The sequence below is a fragment of the Mycobacterium sp. E802 genome, from assembly GCF_001666875.1.
In the GTDB taxonomy this organism is placed as follows: domain Bacteria; phylum Actinomycetota; class Actinomycetes; order Mycobacteriales; family Mycobacteriaceae; genus Mycobacterium.
Genome location: NZ_LZJD01000180.1, coordinates 1 through 23259, shown reverse-complemented (window position 1 = coordinate 23259; position 23259 = coordinate 1). Strand labels below are relative to the sequence as shown.

The window sequence follows — 23259 nt, the reverse complement described above, 5'->3', positions numbered from 1 at the left end:
TGGTGGCCCATCCGCGCAGCTGAGGCGCACAAACTCATGGCATCGACAGCTGCACTCTGACCATAGACTTTCAGGGGAACGACCGAGGGGGAGAGAAGTGGCAAAGTCATTGACGACCGACTGGGAATCCATGGTCTCGTCGGCTCGACTCTTGGCGGAGCAGGCTGCTCAGCTAGCTGCTGAACTGGACAGTATTGAGAAAGAGCGGGATGACCTGACATCGACGTGGACAGGAGCTGCTGCTTCGACGTTCGCGCCTGTGTGGCGAGAATGGCACGACGGGGCGCAACGCGTTGCCCGGGCATTGGACGAATCGTGTGATCTGCTCAGACAGGCGGCGACCACATACGTCGATCAAGATAATGAAGGCGCGCAGGCTATTGCCAGCAGCATTAATAGTGGCGGTGCGCTATGAGCAGGTATTCCGTAGACTTGGATCGCCTTCAAGAATTCGCTGATCGGTTGGCCGCGTTCAATTCCAGTGCCGAACATGTCGCAGGCGAGGCGGAACAGCAAGTCGCCGTGTTACACAGTTCGTGGACAGGAGACGCCGCCGACGCTCACCGCAGGTACCACACGGAATGGATGGACGCCGTAAGTCAAATGCGCGAGGCGTTGAATGCATTGCGGACGAAGATCGCCTCGGCGCACCGTGATTATTCGGGCACGGTAGCCCATAACGTCGCAATGTGGCCGTGATCTCTCAAGACCAAACACCCTTGCTGGAGATCACTTTCGCCGACTATGAGAATTTAGACTAAATGGCACCGATAATTGCAGATTCGGAAGTTCTGCTAAACGCGGCAAAACTCTACGATAACGCGCGAACAAGCGCTCCAATGGTGCTGAACAAACTGACCTCCACGCTTGATGAAAACTGGGGGTGTGCCGGCACCGACAACTCTGGTCACACTTGGGCGAACGGCTATGACCCAGCCGCCCTCGACGCCGTAAGGGCGGGCTTCGACGCGGTCAACGCCTTCGCTAAACTTCAGGACCTTTTGGCATTCACTGGCGTGAACCACGCCAACGCCGAGCGTGCTGCATCGACGCCACCCGGTGAAAAAATGGCCCCGCCCGCATTGGCCTCACAATATTCCGCAGGAGCGTTCAAAGGTTCCTACGGGGGCGACACCGACGCACCGCTCGGTTGGGGTTTAGTCAGCCGTTGGCTGCAAGGACACCTTTGGCCGAACGGCGATCCATCCAAACTTCGCAAGCTCGGCAGCGCATGGGCCGAAGCCGCAAAGGGGCTTCGCGCAGCCAGCACCCAGGCGGGGCCTGCGTGGTCAGCGATCGAAGACCTTTCCTCTCCTGAGTTTGACAAGGCGTTGGCACAGATGGACCTGGTGGCCAACAACGTCGAGGCACTCGCCAGTCACTTCGAAAGCCTTGGCCACTCATGCGATAACTGGGCGCACCAGATTGACGAGGCGCATCGGAAGATCCGTGAGATCATTTCCGACAGCCTCGGCTGGGCGATCGCTGCAGGGATCGTCGGTGGAATCGTCGGAAGTCTCGTTGGGCCGGAAGGCACCGTCGGCGGAGCGGGACTAGCAGCTGGGTCAGCAGCGTCGGGGGCAGCGTCCTCGATACTTCCAATTCTCGTCAGCCTCGACGTCGCCGCCGGCATCGCAACAGGTGCAGTCGTCGGAGGAACTGTTGCCGTCGGGGTCGCAGCGGCCGAAATCTCTCAAGATCTGCAGCCTCTACTTCAGGCGAATGCTTCGGTCTACAATTCCGACGGATCCGGCATGGTGAGCGGTCCAGCGGGTAACTTCTACCCAAAACCGAACAACCTCAACGCTTTCCCGAAGGCTAAACGCGTACCGCCCAAGACACGGATGAGTGGCGGTCGGATGCGAGCACGCTGGAAGGACGATAAAGACAATATTTATGAGTGGGATAGTCAGCACGGAAAAGTCGAGGTTTATGACAAGAGGGGTACACACAAGGGTGAATTTGATCCCAACACCGGTGCTCAGACCAAGCCTGCGGACCCTACAAGAAAAGTGACTCCCTGACCTATGTGGCAACTTGAAGGTTATAATGCGAAGACCGAGGACCTGGAATGCGAAATCCCGCTCCCGCAGCTCGACAGCTCCGGCGTTCGACAAATTCTTCACATCGACGACGATCAACCGATCGAACCGTTCTTGTTCGAGGCCAATGACCCTGCGACGTTGAACCAACTTCTTTCGTTCAGCGATGAATCAATAAACGTGGAACCGTCTTTGACCTATTTTCTCGCCTTCTCCAGCGACTGAGCACGCGGTAGCACCGCCCGGCCACGACGGCGAGGTTGCCGGCATGTTTAAACCCCCACCTCGTGTGGTGATTACGCATGATGGAGAAGACGTCGGCGAAAGCGAGGACCCTGTGCTGGGCCTGCCCGAGCAGATCACCGCGTGCCTGTTCGATCTCGACGGTGTTCTCACCGACACCGCCAGCGTGCACAAGAAGGCCTGGAAGGCCATGTTCGACGAGTTTCTGCGCACCAGGGCCGAACAAACCAGTGAGCCGTTCGTCGAGTTCGACATCGACGACGACTACCTGCGTTACGTCGACGGCAAGCGTCGCGAGGACGGCGTGCGCTCGTTCCTGGCCAGCCGCGGAATCGTCATTCCCGAAGGGACGCCGGACGACGCCATCACCGTCGACACCGTCGAAGGACTGGGCAACCGCAAGAACGCGATGTTCCACCGGACCCTCAAGCGCGACGGCGTCGAGGTGTTCGAGGGCTCGCGCCGTTACCTGGAAGCGGCGGTAAGAGCGGGGCTACACCGAGCGGTGGTGTCTTCCAGCGCCAACACCGAGGAGGTGCTCAACATCACGGGACTGGACACATTCATCGAACAGCGGGTGGACGGGGTGACGATGCGCGACGAGAACCTGCCGGGGAAACCGGCGCCGGACAGCTTCCTGCGCGCCGCCGAACTTCTCGGTGTGCCCCCGGCACAGGCGGCAGTGTTCGAAGATGCGTTGGCCGGCGTCGCGGCCGGGCGGGCCGGTCAGTTCGGTTTCGTGGTCGGCGTGGACCGGGTCGGGCAGGCCGCCGAGCTGCGCCGTGACGGCGCCGACATCGTGGTGACGGACCTCGGCGACCTGCTGGAGCCGCGATGATGATCACCCACGAGGCCTACCCGGTGGAACCGTGGCAGGTGCGCGAAACCCAGTTGGACCTCAACCTGCTGGCACAGTCGGAATCGCTGTTCTCGTTGTCCAACGGTCATATCGGCCTGCGGGGCAATCTCGACGAGGGCGAGCCGTACGGCCTACCCGGGACATATCTGGCCGGATACTTCGAGGTACGCCCACTCCCCTACGCAGAAGCGGGATTCGGTTATCCCGAAGCCGGCCAGACCGTCGTCAACGTCACCAACGGCAAGCTGCTGCGCCTGCTCGTCGACGACGAACCGTTCGACGTGCGCTACGGCGAACTCATCGACCATGAGCGCACACTCGACCTGCGCGCCGGAACCCTGACCCGCCATGCCCACTGGCGCTCGCCGGCGGGAAAGCAGGTCAAGCTGGTCTCCACCAGGCTGGTGTCGTTCGCCCACCGCGGCGTCGCCGCCATCGAGTACATCGTCGAGGCAGTCGACGAATTCGTCCGCGTCACGGTGCAATCCGAGCTTGTCACCAACGAAGACCAGCCAGAGACCTCCGACGACCCTCGGGTGTCGGCGGTGCTCAAGAAGCCACTGCAGGCTGTTCATCACGAAAACACCGACCACCGCGCACTTCTCGTGCATCGCACCACCGGCAGCGCTTTGACGATGGCTGCCGGGATGGATCACGACGTCGAGGTACCCGGCCGCGTCGAGGTCAGCACCGACTCTTACGAGGACCTGGCCCGGACAACCGTGATCTGCGGGCTGCGTCCAGGCCAGAAACTGCGCATCGTCAAGTATCTCGCCTACGGCTGGTCGAGCCTGCGCTCACGCCCGGCACTGCAGGATCAGGTCGCAGCCGCCATCACCGGCGCCCGCTACAGCGGCTGGCAAGGTCTGCTCGACTCCCAACGGGCCTACCTCGACGAGTTCTGGGACTGTGCGGACGTGGAGGTCGAGGGCGACCCGGATTGCCAGCAGGCGGTGCGGTTCGGGTTGTTCCACGTGCTTCAGGCCAGCGCCCGGGCCGAGCGCCGTGCCATCGCCGGTAAGGGCTTGACCGGCACCGGCTACGACGGCCATGCGTTCTGGGACACCGAAGGTTTCGTGCTCCCGGTGCTGACGTACACCAAGCCCCAGGCCGCCGCCGACGCACTGCGCTGGCGCGCCTCCACGCTGGACTTGGCCCGCGAACGCGCCGCCCTCCTCGACCTGAAGGGAGCCAGTTTCCCGTGGCGCACCATCCGGGGCGAGGAATGTTCGGCGTACTGGCCGGCCGGCACGGCCGCCTGGCACATCAACGCCGACATCGCCGCCGCCTTCGAGCGCTATCGCATTGTCACCGGCGATGATTCGTTGGAGAAGGAGTGCGGACTGGCGGTCTTGGTGGACACCGCGCGGTTGTGGATGTCACTCGGCCACCATGACCGTTACGGGATCTGGCACCTGGACGGGGTGACCGGTCCCGACGAGTACACCGCCATGGTGCGTGACAACGTCTTCACGAATCTGATGGCGGCACACAACCTTCGGGTGGCCGCCGACGCCTGCACCCGCCATCCCGACGCCTCCTACGCGATGGGCGTGACCACCGAGGAGACCGCGGCCTGGCGCGACGCCGCCGACGCCGCGCACATTCCCTATGACGAGGAATTGGGTGTGCACCCACAGTGCCAGGGGTTCACCACACTGGCCGAGTGGGATTTCTCGGCCAATACCACCTATCCGCTTCTGCTCAACGAACCATATGTGCGGCTCTACCCCACCCAGGTGCTCAAACAGGCCGATCTGGTGCTGGCCATGCAGTGGCAGAGCCACGCCTTCACCCCCGAACAGAAGGCACGCAACGTCGATTACTACGAGCGGCGCACGACGCGGGACTCGTCTCTGTCGGCCTGCACCCAGGCCGTGATGTGCGCCGAGGTGGGCCATCTGGAGCTGGCCCACGACTATGCCTACGAGGCCGCGTTGATCGACCTGCGGGACCTGCACCGCAATACCCGTGACGGATTGCACATGGCCTCACTGGCCGGGTCATGGACTGCATTGGTGGCCGGTTTCGGCGGGGTACGTGACGACGAGGGCATCCTGTCGGTAGACCCGCACCTGCCCGACGGCATTTCCTGCCTGCGTTTCCGACTGCGGTGGAGGGATTTCCGGGTGACGGTCGAAGCGAAGCATCACGACGTCACCTACACCTTGCGCGACGGGCCCGACGGTTCGCTGACCATCCGCCACTCCGGAAAAGACGTAGTGCTCAACACGCAGAAGCCGACCACGGTCAAGGTGGTGCCGCGCCATGCCCTGCTGCCACCGCCGCCACAGCCGCCCGGACGCGAGCCGCTGCGCCGTCGCGCCGGCCACGGCTGCTGACTATTCCGCTCGCGGGTTTGTCGGGCGGAGCATCCGTGCGATCTCCGCGCCGACGGCCTCACGGACCTCCTCGTCGGCATCCAGACCGGCCGCCGACCGCAAGAACGGTTCGAACAACCGCCAACCCATTTGCAGGGCAACCGCATTCGCCACCGCCAGTCGACCGCCGCGCGGATCGTCGAAGTTCGGCAGGACCTGACCGAGCAGGCGGGTGACGCCCGGAAACCGGGTCTGCAGCTGCCCCACCGGGTACCCGTCGAGCAGCGCCCGGGCCATCACCCGCATGTGCTGATCCATGTTCCGGTCGATCTCCTCGGCCGGGCCGTCGCCGTCGAGCAGTTCGGTGAGCTTTGTCCCGAGATGCTCCAGCACCGCGCCGACCAACTGATCCTTGGTGCCGAAGTGCCGGTAGATCAGCCCGTGGTTGACGTTGGACTTGGCGGCGATGTCCCGGATCGATGTGGCCGACGGCCCACGCTCGGCAAAAAGTTCCGCCGCAGCGGATAGCGCCGCGGCCACCACCTCGTCGCGACCGACCGGCCCCTTCGACGGTGGCGGCGGTGTAGTCATCCGGCTACACTAGCCCACATCCGGGTGTAGTCACCTGACTACATCTCGTCTCATCAGTGAAGTCTCATCAGTGGAAAGGACGTTCGATGACTGCTTCTGTGGCCACTCCCCCCACCATCACGAAGCTTGGCAGCCGCATCGGTGCTCGCATCGACGGCGTGCAACTGGGTGGAGATCTCGACGCCGACACGATCGCCGCCATCCGACAGGCGCTACTCGAACACAAGGTGGTGTTCTTCGGCGGTCAACACCACCTGACCGACGAGGAACACAACGCGTTCGCCCGCCTGCTCGGGCGGCCGATCGGTCACCATGCGCTGAGGTCTGCCGATGCGCCGTTGATCACCCCGATCGACTCCGAGTACGCCAAGGCCACCCGCTGGCACACCGACGTCACGTTCGTGCCCGACTATCCGGCGATCTCGATCCTGCGCGCGGTGACCCTGCCCAGCTACGGCGGGTCCACTCTGTGGGCGTCGACCGCGGCGGCCTACGACGCGCTACCCGAGCCACTCAAACACCTCACCGAGAACCTGTGGGCTGTACACAGCAATCGGTTCGATTACGCGGCGGCGCCGGTGGCCGCTCTGACCGACGAACAGCAGCAGATGCGAGCCGCCTTCGAGAAGCCTGATTTCCGCACCGAGCACCCGGTGGTGCGGGTGCACCCGGAAACCGGTGAACGCACCCTGGTGGCCGGGGACTTCGCTCGTGGCTTCCTCGGCCTGGACAGCCACGAATCGGCCACCCTGTTGGAGCTCTTGCAGCGTCGAATCACCATGCCGGAGAACACGGTCCGCTGGACCTGGGCGCCCGGTGACGTGGCAATCTGGGACAACCGGGCCACCCAGCACCGCGCCGTCGACGACTACGACAACCAGCGCCGGGTGATGCACCGCGTGACGCTTGCCGGTGACGTGCCGGTCGACATCCACGGGAACCGCAGCCGGCCGCTCGCGGATGCGGCGCTGCTGCAGGCAGTCTGATCACATCTTGATGGCCGGGATCAGCCTGGTCATGTTCCACAGCCGGTTGCGCCTGGCCGAGAGCGCCGAAACGGTCAACGCTCCCACCGAGATCAGCACCAGCGTGATGATCGCCTGCCAGAGCCGATGGTCGATACCGCCCAGGATGAGCTGGCGTAAACCGTTGACCCCGAACGTCATCGGGTCGTAGGTGTGGAAGATCTGGAACGGGCGTGAGGTGGTCTCCACCGGGTACATGCCGCCGGCGCTCACCAGCTGCAACATGAGCAGCGCCATCACCAGCACCCGGCCCACGGCGGGGCCGACGAAGGCGTTGATCGCCTGTGTGGCAGCGACGAACGTGCACGACACCAGGATCATGAAACCTAGCATCGCGACCGGATGTGCCACCTGCATGCCGAGCGCGAACCGGACCACGCAGTACAGGATGATCGCCTGGAAGATCCCGATCACGGCGGCGGGCAAATAGCTCGCCAGGACTACCCGGATCGCCAGGACCTCCGCGGCGATCGGGCGGGTCTGCAACGGCCGCAACACCATCCACAGCACGAGGGCGCCGAAGAACAGAGCGAGCGTGATGAAGAACGGCGCCATCCCGGTGCCGAAGTTGGGCGCGGCGTTTTCGTCTGAGTTCTGCAGGTGAACCGGGCCGCCGATGGTGTCGGCGATCGCCGCCTTCTGTTCGGGCGTCCAGTCCGGCACCTGGCCGGCACCGTCGGCGAGCTTGGTGGCCAACTCCGCCGAACCGGTTCGCAGTTGCCCGGTGCCACTCTTCAACTGCGTGGCGCCGGTGTCGAGCTTGGCGATGCCCGTCGCCAATTCCGCGTTACCGGAGGCGAGTTGCTGAGCTCCGCTGCGCAATTGATTCAGCTTCGCACTGAGATCGGCATTCTTGCTGCCCACCTGATCGAGCGCGGAGTTCAACGGGCTGCCCGGACTGCGCAGCGACGACGTCATCGAGATCGCGGCGTTCTCGGCGTCGGTCAGCTGTTGACGAATCTGCGGCGTGAACTGATGGGCCCGAAGGTCGTCGGCCACGCCACGCAGTGTTCCGGCGGCGTTGTTGGCGATCGGGTCTGGGCTCGCCGATAGCTGGTCGATCACCGAGGACAGTGCCGTGGCGGCCCCGTCCTGCGCCGCGGCGATGGCCCCGATCTGGTCATTGGCCTGCCGGAGCGCCGCGGTGCCGTCTTGCAACTGTTGGGTGTCGCCGCCGATCTTCGACAGGGCGGAGGTCACCGCGACCAATGGGTCGGTGGCCTTGGTGATTCCGTCGGAGAGCTGCTTGGCACCGGTGGCCAACTGGGCCGAACCGGAGCGCGCGTCGTGCAGACCGGATGCCAACCGGCCTGCTCCGTCGTCGACTTTCACCGCCCCGTCGGCCAATTGGGCCGCACCGTCGGCTGCCTGCTTGATCCCCGCCCCGGAACTGACCACCACGGAGAGCACCTGGTTGACCGCCTGCCCGGAGATCCGGGTGGATACAGCGTTGAGGACCTGGTCGACAGCGGTACGGCCGATGTTCGACGAGATGTAGTTGTTGGCGTCGTTGTAGACCGCAATCAGGTTGGCCTGTTTGGGTTTTCCGGTCAGTGGCGAGGCGATCGCCTCGCTGAAGTCCGGCGGCAGTTCGAGCATGAAGTAGTACTTGCCGTGCTCGACTCCGGTGCGTGCCTCATCCGCATCCACGACGTGCCAGTTCAAGCTCGCGTCGTCGGTCAGGCTCTTGGCGATCTCGGCCCCGGCGTTGAGGTGCTGGCCCGAAACCTCCGCGCCCCGATCGGAATTGACCAACGCCACGGGCATCTTGTCCACCTGGCCGAAGGGATCCCAGTAGGCCCACAAGTACAAGGCGCCGTATACCAGCGGCAGCAGCATCAGCACCACGATCGCGGCGCGGGTCATGCGGCTGCGTTTGAAGCGTTTGATCTCCGAGCCGAAGGCGAGACCAGCGGCCGGGGTGCCGAAGGCGAGACCGGCAGCCGGGGTGCCGAAGGCGAGACCAGCGGGTGTAGTCGGCATGTCAGTTCTTTCCGGTCAGGATGCGGTGATCGTGCAGATCGTGGTCGGGGGCGTCGTTGCCGAGCGGATTCGTCACGCCCACAACGACACTGCGTTGCGTGGCGATGGCTCCCAGTCGCTCGACCGCAAGGGCCCGTCGGACGTTGTCCCGGACCTGTTCGAGATCACCCACCACCAAGATCGGGCGGTTCGAGAACAGTGCCAGGGTGACCTTCACCAGAAACAGGTCGAGATCGGACAGTTCACTGATGTAGGTGTCGGCCGCCGGCGGCGTAAGTTCTCCGAACACCTCGCGCAGTTCGGCTTCACCGGCGTCGCGCGGCACGCGCCGGTACCACGGCGCCAGCCAGCGGCGCTGCTCGGCGAGGACCGTCTGCACGGTGACCGAGTCTTCGAGGTCGTCGATGTCAGCGAAGGCGGCGATGGCGCAATGCCGCCGGATCGCCCGGGGTTGCGTCTCACCGCACACGGTCACGGTGCCGTGGGTGGGCTTGAGCCGGCCGGCCAGGGTGAGCAACAGGGCGGTCTGACCCCAGCCGCCGGGCATCTGGATGGCGTGGAAGCCCGGCGTCAGCTCGAGGTCGACGTCGGAGAACAACGGGCCGTGTTCACCGTCGACGCCCAACCCCGCCGCAGTGATCTGCGGCGCGACGTGCTCCTCGTCCTTGTCGTCCATGGAAAGCCTTTCGATACTCACTGGTATCCATACGATACTAGCGAGTATTCTGTTACTCATGCCGCCTGTCAAACCTGCACGCACCCGCCCCACCCGCGACGAGGTCCGTGATCGGATCCTGGATGCCGCCTTGAAGGTGTTCGCGGCCGAGGGGTTCGCCGGTGCCACCATCGACGCGATCGGTCACGCCGCGGGCTTCACCAAGGGCGCGGTCTACTCGAACTTCGAATCCAAGGATGAGCTGTTCCTGGCGCTGCTGGACCGGCAGTTCGAGAGCCGCGGAGCGTTGATCGCGACCGCGCTCGACAGCGGCCACGGCGACACGGCCGCCATCGCGGCAGCCTTGAGCCGCTCCACGCTGGAGTCGATACACGACCAGACCGAGTACCAGATCGTGCTCATGGAGTACTGGCTGCGCGCCATCCGTGATCCCCAGCTGCGCGAGCGCCTGGTGGCCCGCCGTCGAACCGCCGCCGATCAGGCGCTGGGCATCGTCGAACAGGCCGGCACCGCATTGCCCGGCAAGCAGCTGTCGGCTCTGGCGCAATTGGTGGTGACCATCATCGCGGGCATCGCCACCGAGGAAGTGCTGCAACCGGGAGCGATCGACGTCGAGACCCTCACCCGGCTGTTCAGCGCGCTACTGGACTCCAGCCCCGCCACCGGGCAGTGACGTGATCAGGCCAGCTTCTTGTGCAGCGGGCGCCCGCCCGTGGCCTCGAAGATGACCCGCTTGCCGATCTCGACGGCATGGTCGGCGAATCGTTCGTAGTAGCGGCCCAGCAACGCCACATCGACGGCCGAGCACACCCCGTCGTCCCAATGCCGGTCCAACAGCAGGGTGAACAGGTGCCGGTGCTCGGCGTCCACCGCGTCGTCCTCATCGCGCAGGCGTGCGGCGGCGTCGGTATCGCGTGAGATCAGTACCTCCTGGGCGGTGCGCGCCAACCGCACGGCCTGGGCTCCCATGTCGGCGAAGCTCGAGCGCACCTCGTTCGGTAGCGCGCAACCGGGATGACGGAGCCGCGAGATGTCCGCGACATGGACCGCGAGCGCGCCCATCCGGTCGAGATCGGCGGCGATGTGCATCGAGCCGACGACCGTGCGCAGCTCACTGGCCACCGGCTGCTGCAGCACCAGCAGCCGAAACGCTGACTCTTCGATGCGGCGGTTGTAGTCGGCGATGTGTTCGTGGTCGGCGATCACCTGCTCGGCCAGCGTGAGGTCGGCCTCGAGCAGGGCCTGGTTCGCGCGTTGCATCGCATCGACGGCAAGTCCACACATCTCGGCCAGCTGGTTGCACAGTGTCGCCAGCTCGTCACGGAAAGCCTCGCGCATCGCCCACTCCTTCAGTCCCGGGCTGCCCAGGGACGCGGGCCGGACGTCAACCGCCCGAGTTGACCGGCTCGATGGGCAGCCGCCGCAATCCGGCGGGCGCTTCGGCCGGCACCACGGGATGCTCGGGCGCGATCGGCGCCAGTTTGCGGTACGGCTCATTCTGCCCCGGTCGGTCGTCTTTGTGCCCCTTGTTCGGCCACAATGACGCCGCCCGTTCGGCTTGGGCAGTGATCGACAGCGACGGGTTGACGCCGAGGTTCGCCGAGATCGCCGCACCGTCCATCACGTAGAGCGTCGGGTAGTTGTACACGCGCTGATACGGGTCGATGACGCCGTGCTCGGCGTCCTCGCCGATGGCCGCGCCGCCCAGGAAGTGGGCGGTCAGCGGGATGTTGAACAGCTCGCCCCAGGTGCCGCCGGCCACGCCGTCGATCTTCTTGGCGATCCGCCGGGTCACCTCGTTGCCGACCGGGATCCAGGTCGGGTTGGGTTCACCGTGCCCCTGTTTGGACGACATGATGCGGGCGCCCAACGGGCCCCGCTTGGTGAACGTGGTGATCGAGTTGTCCAGGTGCTGCATCACCAGCGCGATCACGGTCCGCTCGCTCCACTGCTTGGGGTTGAGCAGACGCACGAGTTCGCGGGGATTCTCGCCGGCCTGCTCGAAGAACTGCCGCCAGCGCGGTACATCGGTGCCTTTGGGCCCGGCGCCGTCAGTCATCAAGGTCTGCAGCAGGCCCATGGCATTGGACCCCTTGCCGTACCGCACCGGCTCGACGTGGGTATCGGCAGTCGGGTGGATCGACGACGTGATCGCCACACCGTGGGTCAGGTCCAGATCCGGTGCCACCGTCAGCCTGCCCGCGCCGACGATCGACTCGGAGTTGGTCCGGGTGAGCACACCGAGGCGAGCCGACAACTTCGGAAGCTTCCCGGTGTCACGCATCTTGAACAGCAGCTTCTGAGTGTTGTACGTGCCCGCAGCCAGGATCAGATGCGTCGCGGTGAACGTCTTGCGCTTACGGCGCAGCTTGCTGCCGGTGCGGACGGTGGTGACTTCCCACAGGCCGTCGGTGCGCTGCCCGAAGCTGGTCACCGTGGTCATCGGATGCACTTGGGCCCCAGCCGATTCCGCGAGTCCGAGGTAGTTCTTGACGAGCGTGTTCTTGGCCCCGTGGCGGCAACCGGTCATACACTCACCGCACTCCAGGCAACCGGTGCGAGACGGCCCGGCACCACCGAAGAACGGATCGGGCACGACTTTGCCGGGCGTCTTCTGCCCGTCCGGCCCGAAGAACACCCCGACCGGGGTGGGTACGAACGTGTCGCCACAGCCCATGTCATCGGCGACCTCTTTCATCACCCGGTCGGCGTCGGTGAAGGTCGGGTTGGTGACCACGCCGAGCATCCGCTGGGCCTGGTCGTAGTGCGGCATCAGTTCTTCGCGCCAGTCGGTGATGCCCTTCCACTGCGGGTCGTTGAAGAACGGCGCAGGAGGCACGTACAGGGTGTTGGCGTAGTTCAGGGAGCCGCCGCCCACCCCGGCGCCGGCCAGGATCATGCAGTTGCGCAGCAGATGGATGCGCTGGATGCCGTACATGCCGAGTTTCGGCGCCCACAGGAACTTGCGCAGGTCCCAGGAGGTCTTGGCGAAGTCGGCGTCGGCGAAGCGTCGGCCGGCTTCGAGTACACCGACCCGATAGCCCTTCTCGGTGAGCCGCAGCGCGCTGACGCTGCCGCCGAATCCCGAACCGATCACCAAGACGTCGTAGTCAGGCTGCATGCTCTCAGTATGACGCTACCGGCAGGTAACTTCTAGACAGGAGGGCCTAACTTGTAAAGGAAAGCCCGTTTTCCTGGCCCTGGCTTTCGACGTGAGGGCTGCCCTCCGCGCCGGATCACCGCCCTGCGGTGGAAAACGGCGACGAGAGCCCGGCCGGCAGCAAGATCAAGAACCGACCGACAGGCCGACCTTCTGGAATTCCTTGAGATCGCAGTACCCGGCCTTGGCCATCGACCGGCGCAGGCCGCCGACGAGGTTCAACGACCCGAACGGATCGTCTGACGGTCCGTTGAGCACCTGCTCCAGCCCGGGCCGCTCGTCGACGGCAACCTGTAGCAGCGCCCCGCGCGGCAACGACGGGTGCGCGGCAGCCGCCGGCCAGAACCAGCCACCGCCCTGCGCTTCGGCGGCCACCGCCAAGGGCGTGCCCAGCACCACGGCGTCGGCACCACAGGCGATCGCCTTGGCCAGTTCGCCCGAGGTGTGGATATCGCCGTCAGCCAGCACGTGCACGTACCGGCCACCGGTCTCGTCGAGGTATTCGCGACGCGCGGCGGCCGCGTCGGCGATCGCGGTGGCCATCGGCACGCTGATGCCGAGCACCTCGTCGCTGGTCGTCACCCCCGAGGTCGACCCGTAGCCGACGATCACGCCGGCCGCCCCGGTGCGCATCAGGTGCAGCGCGGTGCGATGGTCGAGCACGCCACCGGCGACGACCGGGATGTCGAGCTCGGAGATGAAGGTCTTGAGATTCAGCGGCTCCCCGTCGGATGCAACCCGCTCGGCGGAGATGATCGTGCCCTGGATGACCAGCAGGTCGATGCCGGCCGCCACCAGCGTCGGGGTCAGCGCCTGGGCGTTCTGCGGGCTGACACGCACCGCGGTGGTCACCCCGGCCTCGCGGATGCGGGCCACCGCCGCCCCGAGCAGCTCGGGATCCAGTGGCGCCGAATGCAATTCCTGCAACAGCCGGATGGAGGCCGAATCGTCGTCGGCCTTCGCGGCGACCTCGAGTACCTGAGCGATCTTCTCCTCGACGTCGGCGTGCCGGCCGATCAGGCCCTCGCCGTTGAGCACCCCGAGCCCGCCGAGCCGACCCATCTCGATCGCGAACTCCACCGACACCAGCGCATCGGTGGGATGAGCGACGACAGGAACTTCGAAGCGGTAGGCATCGAGCTGCCAGGCCGTCGAGACGTCCTTGGACGAGCGGGTGCGCCGCGACGGCACGATCGTGACGTCGTCGAGCTCGTAGGTGCGACGGGCGGTCCTGCCCATGCCGATTTCAACCATGTCGCGCATGACTGACTATTTTCTCCTGCCCCACCGATTCAGCGGGTGTAGTAGTTGGGGGCCTCGACAGTCATGGTGATGTCGTGCGGGTGGCTCTCCTTCAAACCCGCCGCCGTGATCTGGACGAACTGCGCCTGCTGCAACTGCTCGATGGTGCCCGAGCCGGTGTAGCCCATGGCCGCGCGCAAACCGCCGGTGAGCTGATGGATCACGGTGCCCAGCGGGCCACGGAACGGCACCCGGCCCTCGATGCCCTCGGGCACGAGCTTGTCCTCGGACAGCACGTCGTCCTGGAAGTAGCGGTCCTTGGAATAGGACTTGCCGCCGCCACGGCCCTGCATCGCGCCGAGTGAGCCCATGCCGCGGTAGCTCTTGAACTGCTTGCCGTTGACGAAGATCAGCTCACCCGGTGATTCGGCGGTGCCGGCCAACAGCGATCCCAGCATGGCCGTCGAGGCTCCTGCCGCCAGCGCCTTGGCGATGTCACCGGAGTACTGCAGGCCGCCGTCGGCGATCACCGGGACACCGTAGGGCTTGCACGCCGCAACAGCTTCGAGGATCGCGGTGATCTGTGGGGCGCCGACACCGGCGACCACGCGAGTGGTGCAGATCGAGCCCGGACCCACACCGACCTTGACCGCGTCCGCACCGGCGGCCACCAGCGCGGCGGCCGCGGCGCGGGTGGCGACGTTGCCGCCGACCACCTCGACCCGGTCACCCACGGTCTTCTTCAACCGGGCCACCATGTCGAGCACCCCGCGGTTGTGGGCGTGGGCGGTGTCGACGATCAGCACGTCGACACCGGCGTCGACGAGGTTCATGGCGCGCGCCCAGGCGTCGTCGCCGACACCGACTGCGGCGCCGACCAGCAGCCGGCCATCGCGGTCCTTGGTGGCCAGCGGGAACTGCTCGGTCTTGACGAAGTCCTTGACCGTGATCAGGCCGGTGAGCTTGCCGTGGCCGTCCACGATCGGCAGCTTCTCGATCTTGTGGCGACGCAGCAGGCCCAGCGCAGCTTCCGCGGACACGCCCTCCTGGGCGGTGATCAGCGGCGCCTTGGTCATCACCTCGGCGACAGGCTTGTTCTCGTCGACCTCGAAGCGCATGTCGCGGTTGGTGATGATCCCGACAAGTTGCCCGTCGGCATCCACCACGGGGAGACCCGAGATCCGGAACCGGGCGCACATCGCGTCGACCTCGCCCAGCGTGTCCGACGGCGAGCAGGTGACCGGGTCGGTGACCATGCCGGCCTCCGAGCGCTTCACGGTCTCCACCTGGGCGGCCTGCTCGGCGGCCGGAAGGTTGCGGTGCAGCACACCCATGCCGCCGGCACGCGCCATCGCGATGGCCATCCGCGATTCGGTGACGGTGTCCATCGCGGAACTCACCAGGGGTACCCGCAGCCGGATGTTGCGGGTCAGCTGGCTGGAGGTATCGGCGGTGGCCGGGACCACGTCGGAAGCAGCAGGCAGCAGCAGAACGTCATCAAAGGTGAGGCCGAGCATCGCGATCTTGGTGGGATCGTCGCCGCCGGTCGGCACCGGTACGGCGATGGGAACGCTGCTTTCAGCGATCGACATGGGTGGGGCCTCCAGTGGCAGGCGTGGGGCGTATGAAGCAATTCTATCGGCTCGGATATTGACAGTGATGTTGCCGCTCCCCGCACCTCAGGGACACATCGCGGCGCAGATCAGGACGGCTGGCGCGATGCATGGACGGCTGCGTAGTGTGGGACACGTGCGTGACCACCTCCCCCCTGGTTTGCCGCCCGATCCGTTTGCCGATGATCCCTGCGATCCTTCGGCTGCGCTGGACGCCATCGAGCCGGGCCAGCCCCTGGACCCCCAGGAACGAACGGCTGTCGAGGCAGATCTCGCCGATCTCGCGGTCTACGAAGCGTTGTTGGCGCACAAGGGAATCCGCGGCCTCGTAGTCTGCTGCGACGAATGCCAGCAGGACCACTACCACGACTGGGACATGCTGCGGGCCAACCTGCTGCAGCTGCTCGTCGACGGCACGGTCCGCCCGCACGAGCCGGCCTACGATCCCGAACCCGATGCCTACGTGACATGGGACTACTGCCGCGGCTACGCCGACGCGTCCCTCAACGAGGCCACCTCGGACACCGACGGCTACCGCACCGACGGCTACCGCTGAGAACCGCCTAGACCCGGCACCAGGGGCACCTCGACTCCCGGCGCCGCCGCACCCTCTTCTTGATGCCCGCCCGCCGGGCTTTCGTGATTCGCACCACCACCGTTCTCCGGTGGATTCGCGGCGCGCGGTGCCGATGGCACGGACGTCGGCGCCACCTCAAGCGTGACCGTCGACGTGGTCGCCGGCGGCAGCTGGGCCGCCGGTGCCGGCGAGGACGTGGGCGCAGACGACGTGCGTGTCGTCGCCGGGGGCGCTGAGGTTTGCGAGGACGGGGCACTCGTCGTCGGCGCAGCGCTGCTCGGGATCGAACTCGACGGCGACGGGACCGCGGTCGAGGATGGCGGCGCGGTGGCGGATTGCGACGTCGCAGTCTCCGACGGTGCCGGAGAAGACGTGGCGGATTCCGACGGACCGGCACTCGGCGAACTCGACGTCGTCGCCGGCGTCGTGGGCTCAGACGTCGACTCGGTGCCGGACGTCGGGGACTCCCCTGACGTGCTCTCGGCCGGGGACGACGGCGTCGTCGTCACCGTCACCTCTGGCAGCACCACCGGCGGCGCATCGGGTGGCACGGTCGCGTTGGGGTCGCGGTTTTCCACCTTGACCGACAGCTGCTGCCACTGGTCGACCAGTTCTTGCTTGCGCTGCTCGTCGTCGACGGTGGCCACGGTGGTGGTGATGGTCTGCAGCTTCTGCTGGGCCTGTTCCCACTGACCTTCATCGATCAGTTGCTGCACCTGCTTGAGCTCACTGGAGGCCAGGTCGATGCCGACATCGCGCTTCACCGGCTCGGAGCCGAAGAACATGCCGCGCACCCCGTAGAGCGCGTCGCCCGGGCCGGAGCCGTACACCGCGGCACCGAACCCGCCGAGGCACAACACCGCGGCCGCCATCGAGCCGACCAATGCCATGGGGAACCGCACCCGACCGTGCGCGGTGGCCTTGTTGAGGGCGGCCACCGCCTCACGTGGTGTCGCGATGCCCGACATCGGCGCGCGCCGCGCCTCGTCTCGCCAACCGGCCAGCAGGACGGCCAGTTCGGCTTCCTCACGGTCGGTGGCATAGACCTGACGCTCAAGTGAGAGCGCCTCGATGAAACGTTCGGACCGGTTGATCTCATTGAGTGACGGATCACCACCGTTTGACGTCCAGCGGCCGAAGTCAGGCATGGTCACGTCCCGTCGCCATGATCTCGGTCTTCAGCCGCGCGAGTGCGCGATGCTGGGCGACACGCACCGCACCCGCGGTACTGCCGACGGCTTCTGCGGTCTCCTCGGCGCTCATGCCGACCACGACGCGAAGGATCAGGATCTCGCGCTGCTTCTCGGGCAGTACCGACAGCAGCCGCGCCATTCGTTGCGAGGACTCGGCGTCCAGAGCGGACTGCTCGGGCCCGGCGTCGAGAGAGAACCGCTCGGGCACCACGTCCGTGGGCTCGGCACGGTTGCGGGCCGCCGCGCGATGCGCGTCAGCAACCTTGTGCGCAGCGATGCCATAGACAAAGGCCAGGAACGGGCGTCCCTGATCTTTGTAGCGCGGCAGCGCCGTAATGGCGGCCAAGCACACCTCCTGCGCAACGTCATCAGCTGAGAGACCACTGCGCTCGGTTGCTCCGATCCTCGCCCGCACGTAACGGACGACGATCGGCCGAATGATCTCCAGCACTTCCTGGAGCGCGTTCCGATCACCAGCCACTGCCTCAGCAACGACAATGTCGAGACGGTCTCCCGAACTTGTCATCGTGGGCGATCTCTCCAGCGTTACGTTGCACCGAACTCTCGGCGGCATGGTCGAGCTAAACAATAACGATCGATGAGGTGGGATCCGGCCAGTGCCAGATCAGGCGCCGGACCATACTCCACCTCTGCGACGCACTGTATCGGCGCTGAGGTCGCGAATCCGGCTGATTTGGGCAGCGTCGTGCGCAGTGCTGCCGATGTCGGCCAACAGACAGGCCAACGCCCAGCGCAACGGGACCAGCCCGGACGCCTCGGTGGCCGACAGCGCTGCATCGGCCACCTGCCGCGCGGCGTCGAGTTCACCGGCACTGCACAGCGCCGCGGCGAGCACCACATCGGACTTCACCGCGTGGCGCGTCGAGCAGTACTCGGCGGCGACCGCGACACCGCGGCGAGCATGTTCGACGGCCTCGGCGCCGTGACCGCGGGCCATCGCCAACTCGGCGCTCACCCACGACAGCCGGATCCGCTGGCGGGGTTGGGTGGTGTCGATGGCCCGGGCCCGCTCGAGCAGCCGGGCCGAGACGCCGAACCGGCCGACCCCCAGCGCGTCGGCGGCAAGACCGACGAGCGCGTCGGCAGCGGCCTCGGCATCGTCACCGCGGTGCGCCCAGGCCAGACCGTCGGCACCGCGGGCGCGGGCGTGCCCGCCGAGTTGGCGCAGAAACGACGCCCGCGTGCTGTGCGCCAGCGATACCAGCGGGCCGCCCTCCGGGCTTCGGACGATCACCGCGAGTTCGGTGAGGGCGCAGCCGTACCGTCCCTGACCGCCGGCGGCGACGGCGCGCAGCCAGCGCTCGTGGGCCGTGGTCGCGTGGGGCAGCGGCCATCGGCCCGGGTCGGAGCCAAAGGCGGTCTCGGCCAGCACTGTGGCGGGGTCGGCGATTGCGGTCATCGGATGGCGACGCTATCAATACCGCGGGTATTGCATACTCGCGGGCAACCCGACACCCGCCGCCGCGTAATTTAATTTTTACGAACGCCATTAGTTAACAATTGATGGCCGACATGTTAATGGCGCGTCAACTTTCCGAAGCGCGGTCCACGTCGAAATTGTTGCGCCTGCCAGCACGAACAGCACAAACGTGAGCGACGCGGCTCAATCGTCGTCACCGGCACCTCAGCCGAAGCATCAACACGATGAACGTGATGTAAATTCTGGACCTGCGGTTATGTGGTTTCGCACAGTCGACGGCTATTGACGCGCTTTATTGAGCCCCCCTAGTTTGTGTGCACGAGCGGTCATCGGCGACCCGAGCTCAGATCGATTCCACCGACTCACACCCGCCCATATCGATGAAATGGGCGAGCAGAGAGGGGTTTTCCATATGCCGCAACCGCAGCAGCTTCCCGGTCCGAACGCGGATATCTGGGATTGGCAAATGCAGGGACTTTGCCGTGGTGTCGATTCGTCGGTATTTTTCCACCCCGACGGTGAGCGCGGACGCGCTCGCGCGCAGCGGGAGATGCGGGCCAAGGAGATGTGCCGCAGCTGCCCGGTGATCACTCAATGCCGTACTCATGCCCTGGCCGTCGGTGAGCCGTATGGCATCTGGGGCGGGCTGAGCGAGTCCGAACGTGAGCTCTTGCTCAAACGCGGCATCCGCCGTAGCGCCTGACTGTTCCAGCAAACGTTTCCGGGGCCCCATTCCGCGTTGCGGGATGGGGCCTTCGGGCGGGTCCGCCCCGCGGCTGGGTCACACCGTGGCGAAGGCCGCCAGCGACAGCACCGCAAGCAGCAGGAACGCCGCCGGAAACGCGATGTTGTAGAACACCCGGGCGCGAAAGTGCGTGACGACGGCGCCGATGAAGAACGCGGTCAGCCCGACGGCCGCGGCGAGACCGATCGGTGGGAACGCCACCACGCCGAGGAGCAATCCGGCCGCGCCCGCGCCTTTGAGCAGGCCCAGTGGCGACACCCAGGTCCGCGGCACGCCGACCTCCGCCGAGTTGGCCAGCACGAAACGGGCCCCGGCAAGGTCGGCGAGCGTCATTGCCGCATTGGCCGCGATGGTGATCGCAACGATCACGGTGGCGATCGGGCCGAGTTGTAGGGTCATTGTCGTCTCCTGTGTTCGGTAGTTGCGCGGTGGTGGTTCACCTTGATGACGCTTGCCAAGCCCGAAAGGTGACGCGATGAATGAGGGACAGGCCCTGGAAGTCTTGGCCGACCGATTCCAAGCAGACCGCATGCATCTGCGCGCGGTCGCCTTCCGCCTGCTCGGTTCGGTGCACGACGCTGACGACGCGGTGCAGGCTGCCTGGCTGAAGGTGAGCCGGCGCGGCATCGACGGGGTCGACAATCCGACCGCATGGTTCACCACGGTGACCGCGCGTGAGTGCCTCGACCGGCTCCGCGAGGGCAAGCGGCGTGCCGAGGTGCTCGGCGGCGATGCCCTGCTTGCGGAGGACACCGTGCCGGCGGCCGACGATCAGGTGGCGATGGCCGAGTCGGTGGGTCGGGCCATGCTCGTGGTGCTCGACCGGCTCTCCCCCGCCCAGCGCGTGGCATTCGTCTTGCACGATGCCTTCGCCGTGCCTTTCGACGACATCGCCGTACTACTGGACCGCACTCCGGCCGCCGCCAAGAAGCTGGCGAGCCGGGCCCGGGAGCGCGTTCACGGTGCGCCGTCGTCCGCGCGTCCGACGGCGCAGCATCTCGAGATGGCGCGGGCATTCTTGGCCGCGTCACAACACGGTGACTTGGACACGCTGCTGAGAATCCTCGACCCCGACGTGGTGCGTCGCGTCGACCGCATTCTGGTCGGCGAGCACATTCCCACCGAACTGCGCGGCGCGCGCGCGTTCGTCGACGAGTCCAAGATGTTCGCCGCGGTCGCCCGTGGCGGCGAGGTCGCCGTGCTCGACGGGGCCGCCGGCATCGTGATCGCTCCGGCGGGCGCGCTGAAAACTCTACTGCGCCTTGGCATTACCGACGGCCGGATACAGGTCATCGACATCATCGGCGATCCGGACCGGTTGGCGGATGTCGAGGTGATGCTGGCCGGTGATCCGCACGCACGGTAGGCCAGAACAGATCGAACAACCGCTCTTCCCACCCCGCTTCGACGGCCCCGGTGCGGGCGTATTCGGCGATATAGGCGCCAACCACGGCGTCGATCAGCGTTGCGGCGTCGATGTCGTCGCGCATCGAACCGTCGGCCTTCGCGGCGTCGATCACGCCGGCCAGCGCCGCCCGTTGTTCGACGAGGATGCGGCGAAACAACGTGGTGAATTCGGGGTCGTCGGCGGTGAGCAGGGCCGCCAGGCCGCCGAGACCGATCCCGTTTTCGATGGTCCCGACGGCCTGTGCGATGAGCCACCGGAGCCGGTCGGGCGCTGCCGCGTCGGCGTCCAGCGGGCTTGGTGCGGCCAGTCGCGACAGCGCCCCGGCCAACATGTCGCGCCGGTTGGGATGCCGGCGGTAGATCGTTGTCTTGGCGATCCCCGAGTGGGCGGCGACCGCCTCGACTGTCACCGCACGGGGGCCCGCGGCCCGCAGTAAGTGCAATGTGGACTCAGCGATGCCGGCCTCCACCCGCCCTTGTGCCATTGCTCCCCTTCTCCTGCCTGACCTCGACCACCTTCAGGGAATATCCCAGCCGCGCCGTGCGCTACGCTATACGTAGTATCGCTACGCTACGCGTATCGTTTCTAAATAAAGACCGCTTTTTTCACGAGGTGATGTCATGTTTCAGGTTTTCCGCCGCATTCCGGCCACATCCGTCGCGTACGTCCTACTGCTGTTCGCGTTTGTGTCACTCGGGACCTTCGTGGCGGCCCTGTCCCTCGGCAGCAGCCTGGCGACCGTCGCCGCCGCCGCGTTGATCGTGAGTGTCACCGGTGCTGTGGCCGGTTTCCGGGCCGGCGCCCGCCGCCTGGCTGACGGCCGCGAGCCTGGCGCCTCGGCCCACAACGTCAGCATCTTTTCCACCCCGTTGCGCCGCGATGAGGTGGACAGGTATCTGCAGAGCTACCGCGATGCCGCTACCGAGACGGCGCCCGCGGTTCGACAGATCACCGTGGTTCCGGGTGGACGCGCGGAGGACGTCGAGCATCGCGCCGCCTGATGTCGCATACCGGCGTCACGGCTCGATCAGCACCTTGAGTGCCTCGCGGTCGGCCATGGCGCGGTAGCCGGCCGGGGTCTCCTCGAGTCCGATCGTGCGATCGAAGACGCGCCCCGGCTCGATGGTGCCGTCGAGGACGTCGGGCATGAGTTCCTCGATATAGGCGCGAGCGGGCGCGACACCGCCGGTGAGGGTGACGTTGCGGAAGAAGGTGCCGAAACCCATTGGCACCTGGGTGTATTGGGACACTCCCAACCGGCTGACCCGTCCGCCGTCCCGGACCACGTCCAGCGCGGTGGCGAGCGACGATTCGGTGCCGACGCATTCGATCACCGCCGGTGTGCCGTCGCCGCCGGTCAGTTCGCGGATCTTCGCGACGGCCTCGTCCCCGCGCTCGGCCACGACGTCGGTGGCACCGAACTCCCGCCCGAGATCGGTGCGGTCGGTGTGACGGCCGTTCAGGATGATCTGCTCGGCGCCCAACCGCTTGGCGGCCAGCACCGCACACAATCCCACCGCGCCGTCACCGATCACGGTGACCGCTGATCCGGGCCCGACATGAGCGGTCACCACGCCGTGGTGGCCGGTGCAAAACACGTCGGACAAGGTCAGCAGTGACGGCATGAGCGCCGAATCCGCTGCCACGGGCAGCTTCACCAAAGTGCCCTGAGCCTGCGGGACACGCACGGCCTCCCCCTGCCCGGCGTCGACGCCGGGGGCGCCCCATCCGCCGCCGTGCCGGCACGATGTCTGCAACCCCTCCTGGCAGAAGTCGCAGGTGTTGTCGGCCCAGACGAACGGCGCCACCACCAGATCGCCGCGGTTGAGGGACGAGACGTCCGCGCCGACATCTTCGACGATGCCGATGAACTCATGACCCATTCGTCGCCCGTGGTCGGTGTGAGGCATGGACTGATATGGCCACAGATCGCTGCCACAGATGCATGCACGCGTGACACGCACGACGGCGTCGGTGGGTTCCTTCAACGTCGGGTCGGGCACGTCCTCGACACGCACGTCGCCGGCCTCATACATCACGGTTGCTCGCATGCTGATCCTTCGCTAGTGGTCCGTCTGTGAATTAATACGGTAGTTTGTAGTATGCCCGTTATGACAGCTGCCGCGTTGCCGGTCAGCGA

General features: G+C 66.1%; 25 protein-coding genes. 12 read left to right on the top strand and 13 right to left on the bottom strand.

Annotated elements, in window-relative coordinates; genetic code table 11:
* Window positions 1-97 precede the first annotated feature (97 nt).
* The 6 genes from A5699_RS28830 to A5699_RS26420 all read left to right on the top strand — a co-directional run bounded on the left by A5699_RS28830 (window position 98) and on the right by A5699_RS26420 (window position 5486).
* A complete protein-coding gene (locus A5699_RS28830; protein ID WP_197508404.1) occupies window positions 98-415 on the top strand; it encodes a WXG100 family type VII secretion target in 318 nt (105 codons plus the stop codon).
* On the top strand, window positions 412-699 hold the full coding sequence (locus A5699_RS26435; RefSeq protein ID WP_067776277.1) for a WXG100 family type VII secretion target: 288 nt from the start codon (window positions 412-414) through the stop codon (window positions 697-699). Before A5699_RS28830 ends, A5699_RS26435 begins: the two co-directional genes overlap by 4 nt.
* A gap of 62 nt (window positions 700-761) precedes the next feature.
* Window positions 762-2024: a colicin E3/pyocin S6 family cytotoxin gene (locus A5699_RS29710; RefSeq protein WP_197508403.1), complete on the top strand. Its 1263-nt coding sequence runs from the start codon at window positions 762-764 to the stop codon at window positions 2022-2024.
* Between the two features lie 3 nt (window positions 2025-2027).
* Window positions 2028-2267, top strand: a complete 240-nt coding sequence (locus tag A5699_RS26430; protein ID WP_067776274.1) for a hypothetical protein — start codon at window positions 2028-2030, stop codon at window positions 2265-2267.
* A gap of 112 nt (window positions 2268-2379) precedes the next feature.
* Window positions 2380-3123 carry a beta-phosphoglucomutase family hydrolase gene (locus tag A5699_RS26425; RefSeq protein ID WP_231965845.1) on the top strand — a complete coding sequence of 248 codons (744 nt, stop codon included), beginning with the start codon at window positions 2380-2382 and terminating at the stop codon, window positions 3121-3123.
* Window positions 3123-5486, top strand: a complete 2364-nt coding sequence (locus A5699_RS26420; protein ID WP_067776337.1) for a glycoside hydrolase family 65 protein — start codon at window positions 3123-3125, stop codon at window positions 5484-5486. Before A5699_RS26425 ends, A5699_RS26420 begins: the two co-directional genes overlap by 1 nt.
* Here A5699_RS26420 and A5699_RS26415 read toward each other — a convergent pair whose 3' ends face one another.
* The gene (locus tag A5699_RS26415; protein WP_067776268.1) at window positions 5487-6056 is read right to left on the bottom strand and encodes a TetR/AcrR family transcriptional regulator; all 570 of its coding nucleotides are present in this window, start codon (window positions 6054-6056) and stop codon (window positions 5487-5489) included.
* Window positions 6057-6142: 86 nt separating this feature from the next.
* On the opposite strand from A5699_RS26415, the gene A5699_RS26410 reads away from it, so the two are divergent.
* Window positions 6143-7042, top strand: coding sequence for a TauD/TfdA family dioxygenase (locus A5699_RS26410; RefSeq protein ID WP_067776262.1), 900 nt, complete (start codon window positions 6143-6145; stop codon window positions 7040-7042).
* On the opposite strand, the gene A5699_RS26405 is transcribed toward A5699_RS26410, so the two are convergent.
* Entirely contained in the window at window positions 7043-9064 is a 2022-nt protein-coding gene (locus A5699_RS26405) for a YhgE/Pip domain-containing protein (protein WP_255376484.1), read from the bottom strand. It lies immediately after the preceding gene.
* 1 nt (window position 9065) lies between these two features.
* On the bottom strand, window positions 9066-9740 hold the full coding sequence (locus A5699_RS26400) for a hypothetical protein (protein WP_067776260.1): 675 nt from the start codon (window positions 9738-9740) through the stop codon (window positions 9066-9068).
* Window positions 9741-9786: 46 nt separating this feature from the next.
* Here A5699_RS26400 and A5699_RS26395 point away from each other — a divergent pair, with 46 nt between their 5' ends.
* Window positions 9787-10413, top strand: coding sequence for a TetR/AcrR family transcriptional regulator (locus tag A5699_RS26395; RefSeq protein WP_067776332.1), 627 nt, complete (start codon window positions 9787-9789; stop codon window positions 10411-10413).
* 5 nt (window positions 10414-10418) lie between these two features.
* On the opposite strand, the gene phoU is transcribed toward A5699_RS26395, so the two are convergent.
* From phoU to guaB, 4 genes are all read right to left on the bottom strand, one after another.
* Window positions 10419-11078, bottom strand: coding sequence for a phosphate signaling complex protein PhoU (phoU, locus tag A5699_RS26390; protein WP_067776257.1), 660 nt, complete (start codon window positions 11076-11078; stop codon window positions 10419-10421).
* A 46-nt stretch (window positions 11079-11124) separates the two neighbouring features.
* Window positions 11125-12861 carry a GMC family oxidoreductase gene (locus tag A5699_RS26385; RefSeq protein ID WP_067776255.1) on the bottom strand — a complete coding sequence of 579 codons (1737 nt, stop codon included), beginning with the start codon at window positions 12859-12861 and terminating at the stop codon, window positions 11125-11127.
* A 165-nt stretch (window positions 12862-13026) separates the two neighbouring features.
* Window positions 13027-14154, bottom strand: a complete 1128-nt coding sequence (locus A5699_RS26380) for a GuaB3 family IMP dehydrogenase-related protein (RefSeq protein WP_197508405.1) — start codon at window positions 14152-14154, stop codon at window positions 13027-13029.
* A 38-nt stretch (window positions 14155-14192) separates the two neighbouring features.
* A complete protein-coding gene (gene guaB, locus A5699_RS26375) occupies window positions 14193-15734 on the bottom strand; it encodes an IMP dehydrogenase (RefSeq protein ID WP_067776251.1) in 1542 nt (513 codons plus the stop codon).
* A 157-nt stretch (window positions 15735-15891) separates the two neighbouring features.
* Between guaB and A5699_RS26370 the strand changes: the two genes are divergently transcribed.
* On the top strand, window positions 15892-16311 hold the full coding sequence (locus tag A5699_RS26370) for a DUF5319 domain-containing protein (protein WP_067776330.1): 420 nt from the start codon (window positions 15892-15894) through the stop codon (window positions 16309-16311).
* Here A5699_RS26370 and A5699_RS26365 read toward each other — a convergent pair.
* From A5699_RS26365 to A5699_RS26355, 3 genes are all read right to left on the bottom strand, one after another.
* Window positions 16302-17480: an anti-sigma-D factor RsdA gene (locus A5699_RS26365; protein WP_067776249.1), complete on the bottom strand. Its 1179-nt coding sequence runs from the start codon at window positions 17478-17480 to the stop codon at window positions 16302-16304. The genes A5699_RS26370 and A5699_RS26365 overlap by 10 nt on opposite strands.
* A complete protein-coding gene (locus A5699_RS26360; RefSeq protein WP_067776246.1) occupies window positions 17473-18051 on the bottom strand; it encodes a sigma-70 family RNA polymerase sigma factor in 579 nt (192 codons plus the stop codon). The genes A5699_RS26365 and A5699_RS26360 overlap by 8 nt, the downstream gene beginning before the upstream one ends.
* Before the next feature lie 99 nt (window positions 18052-18150).
* A complete protein-coding gene (locus tag A5699_RS26355) occupies window positions 18151-18945 on the bottom strand; it encodes a hypothetical protein (protein WP_067776244.1) in 795 nt (264 codons plus the stop codon).
* Between the two features lie 433 nt (window positions 18946-19378).
* On the opposite strand from A5699_RS26355, the gene A5699_RS28820 reads away from it, so the two are divergent.
* Complete coding sequence (locus A5699_RS28820; RefSeq protein ID WP_076192854.1) at window positions 19379-19669, top strand: WhiB family transcriptional regulator; 291 nt, start codon at window positions 19379-19381, stop codon at window positions 19667-19669.
* Window positions 19670-19747: 78 nt separating this feature from the next.
* Here the strand turns inward: A5699_RS28820 and A5699_RS26345 are convergent, their stop codons facing one another.
* The gene (locus tag A5699_RS26345) at window positions 19748-20110 is read right to left on the bottom strand and encodes a DoxX family protein (protein ID WP_067776235.1); all 363 of its coding nucleotides are present in this window, start codon (window positions 20108-20110) and stop codon (window positions 19748-19750) included.
* 76 nt (window positions 20111-20186) lie between these two features.
* On the opposite strand from A5699_RS26345, the gene A5699_RS26340 reads away from it, so the two are divergent.
* Window positions 20187-21077, top strand: a complete 891-nt coding sequence (locus A5699_RS26340; RefSeq protein ID WP_067776233.1) for a sigma-70 family RNA polymerase sigma factor — start codon at window positions 20187-20189, stop codon at window positions 21075-21077.
* On the opposite strand, the gene A5699_RS26335 is transcribed toward A5699_RS26340, so the two are convergent.
* Complete coding sequence (locus A5699_RS26335) at window positions 21010-21603, bottom strand: TetR/AcrR family transcriptional regulator (protein ID WP_067776231.1); 594 nt, start codon at window positions 21601-21603, stop codon at window positions 21010-21012. The genes A5699_RS26340 and A5699_RS26335 overlap by 68 nt on opposite strands.
* Before the next feature lie 136 nt (window positions 21604-21739).
* Between A5699_RS26335 and A5699_RS26330 the strand changes: the two genes are divergently transcribed.
* Entirely contained in the window at window positions 21740-22120 is a 381-nt protein-coding gene (locus tag A5699_RS26330) for a hypothetical protein (RefSeq protein WP_067776229.1), read from the top strand.
* A 15-nt stretch (window positions 22121-22135) separates the two neighbouring features.
* Here A5699_RS26330 and A5699_RS26325 read toward each other — a convergent pair whose 3' ends face one another.
* Window positions 22136-23170: a zinc-dependent alcohol dehydrogenase family protein gene (locus tag A5699_RS26325; protein WP_067776227.1), complete on the bottom strand. Its 1035-nt coding sequence runs from the start codon at window positions 23168-23170 to the stop codon at window positions 22136-22138.
* Window positions 23171-23259 lie beyond the last annotated feature (89 nt).

Excerpts from the sequence above, each read along its gene's own strand:
- A5699_RS26435 (WP_067776277.1), top strand. The coding sequence starts at position 412 with ATGAGCAGGTATTCCGTAGACTTGGATCGCCTTCAAGAATTCGCTGAT.
- A5699_RS29710 (WP_197508403.1), top strand. The coding sequence starts at position 762 with ATGGCACCGATAATTGCAGATTCGGAAGTTCTGCTAAACGCGGCAAAA.
- A5699_RS26430 (WP_067776274.1), top strand. The coding sequence starts at position 2,028 with ATGTGGCAACTTGAAGGTTATAATGCGAAGACCGAGGACCTGGAATGC.
- A5699_RS26420 (WP_067776337.1), top strand. The coding sequence starts at position 3,123 with ATGATCACCCACGAGGCCTACCCGGTGGAACCGTGGCAGGTGCGCGAA.
- A5699_RS26415 (WP_067776268.1), bottom strand. The coding sequence starts at position 6,056 with ATGACTACACCGCCGCCACCGTCGAAGGGGCCGGTCGGTCGCGACGAG.
- A5699_RS26410 (WP_067776262.1), top strand. The coding sequence starts at position 6,143 with ATGACTGCTTCTGTGGCCACTCCCCCCACCATCACGAAGCTTGGCAGC.
- A5699_RS26405 (WP_255376484.1), bottom strand. The coding sequence starts at position 9,064 with ATGCCGACTACACCCGCTGGTCTCGCCTTCGGCACCCCGGCTGCCGGT.
- A5699_RS26400 (WP_067776260.1), bottom strand. The coding sequence starts at position 9,740 with ATGGACGACAAGGACGAGGAGCACGTCGCGCCGCAGATCACTGCGGCG.
- phoU (WP_067776257.1), bottom strand. The coding sequence starts at position 11,078 with ATGCGCGAGGCTTTCCGTGACGAGCTGGCGACACTGTGCAACCAGCTG.
- A5699_RS26385 (WP_067776255.1), bottom strand. The coding sequence starts at position 12,861 with ATGCAGCCTGACTACGACGTCTTGGTGATCGGTTCGGGATTCGGCGGC.
- A5699_RS26380 (WP_197508405.1), bottom strand. The coding sequence starts at position 14,154 with ATGGTTGAAATCGGCATGGGCAGGACCGCCCGTCGCACCTACGAGCTC.
- guaB (WP_067776251.1), bottom strand. The coding sequence starts at position 15,734 with ATGTCGATCGCTGAAAGCAGCGTTCCCATCGCCGTACCGGTGCCGACC.
- A5699_RS26365 (WP_067776249.1), bottom strand. The coding sequence starts at position 17,480 with ATGCCTGACTTCGGCCGCTGGACGTCAAACGGTGGTGATCCGTCACTC.
- A5699_RS26360 (WP_067776246.1), bottom strand. The coding sequence starts at position 18,051 with ATGACAAGTTCGGGAGACCGTCTCGACATTGTCGTTGCTGAGGCAGTG.
- A5699_RS26355 (WP_067776244.1), bottom strand. The coding sequence starts at position 18,945 with ATGACCGCAATCGCCGACCCCGCCACAGTGCTGGCCGAGACCGCCTTT.
- A5699_RS28820 (WP_076192854.1), top strand. The coding sequence starts at position 19,379 with ATGCCGCAACCGCAGCAGCTTCCCGGTCCGAACGCGGATATCTGGGAT.
- A5699_RS26345 (WP_067776235.1), bottom strand. The coding sequence starts at position 20,110 with ATGACCCTACAACTCGGCCCGATCGCCACCGTGATCGTTGCGATCACC.
- A5699_RS26340 (WP_067776233.1), top strand. The coding sequence starts at position 20,187 with ATGAATGAGGGACAGGCCCTGGAAGTCTTGGCCGACCGATTCCAAGCA.
- A5699_RS26335 (WP_067776231.1), bottom strand. The coding sequence starts at position 21,603 with ATGGCACAAGGGCGGGTGGAGGCCGGCATCGCTGAGTCCACATTGCAC.
- A5699_RS26330 (WP_067776229.1), top strand. The coding sequence starts at position 21,740 with ATGTTTCAGGTTTTCCGCCGCATTCCGGCCACATCCGTCGCGTACGTC.
- A5699_RS26325 (WP_067776227.1), bottom strand. The coding sequence starts at position 23,170 with ATGCGAGCAACCGTGATGTATGAGGCCGGCGACGTGCGTGTCGAGGAC.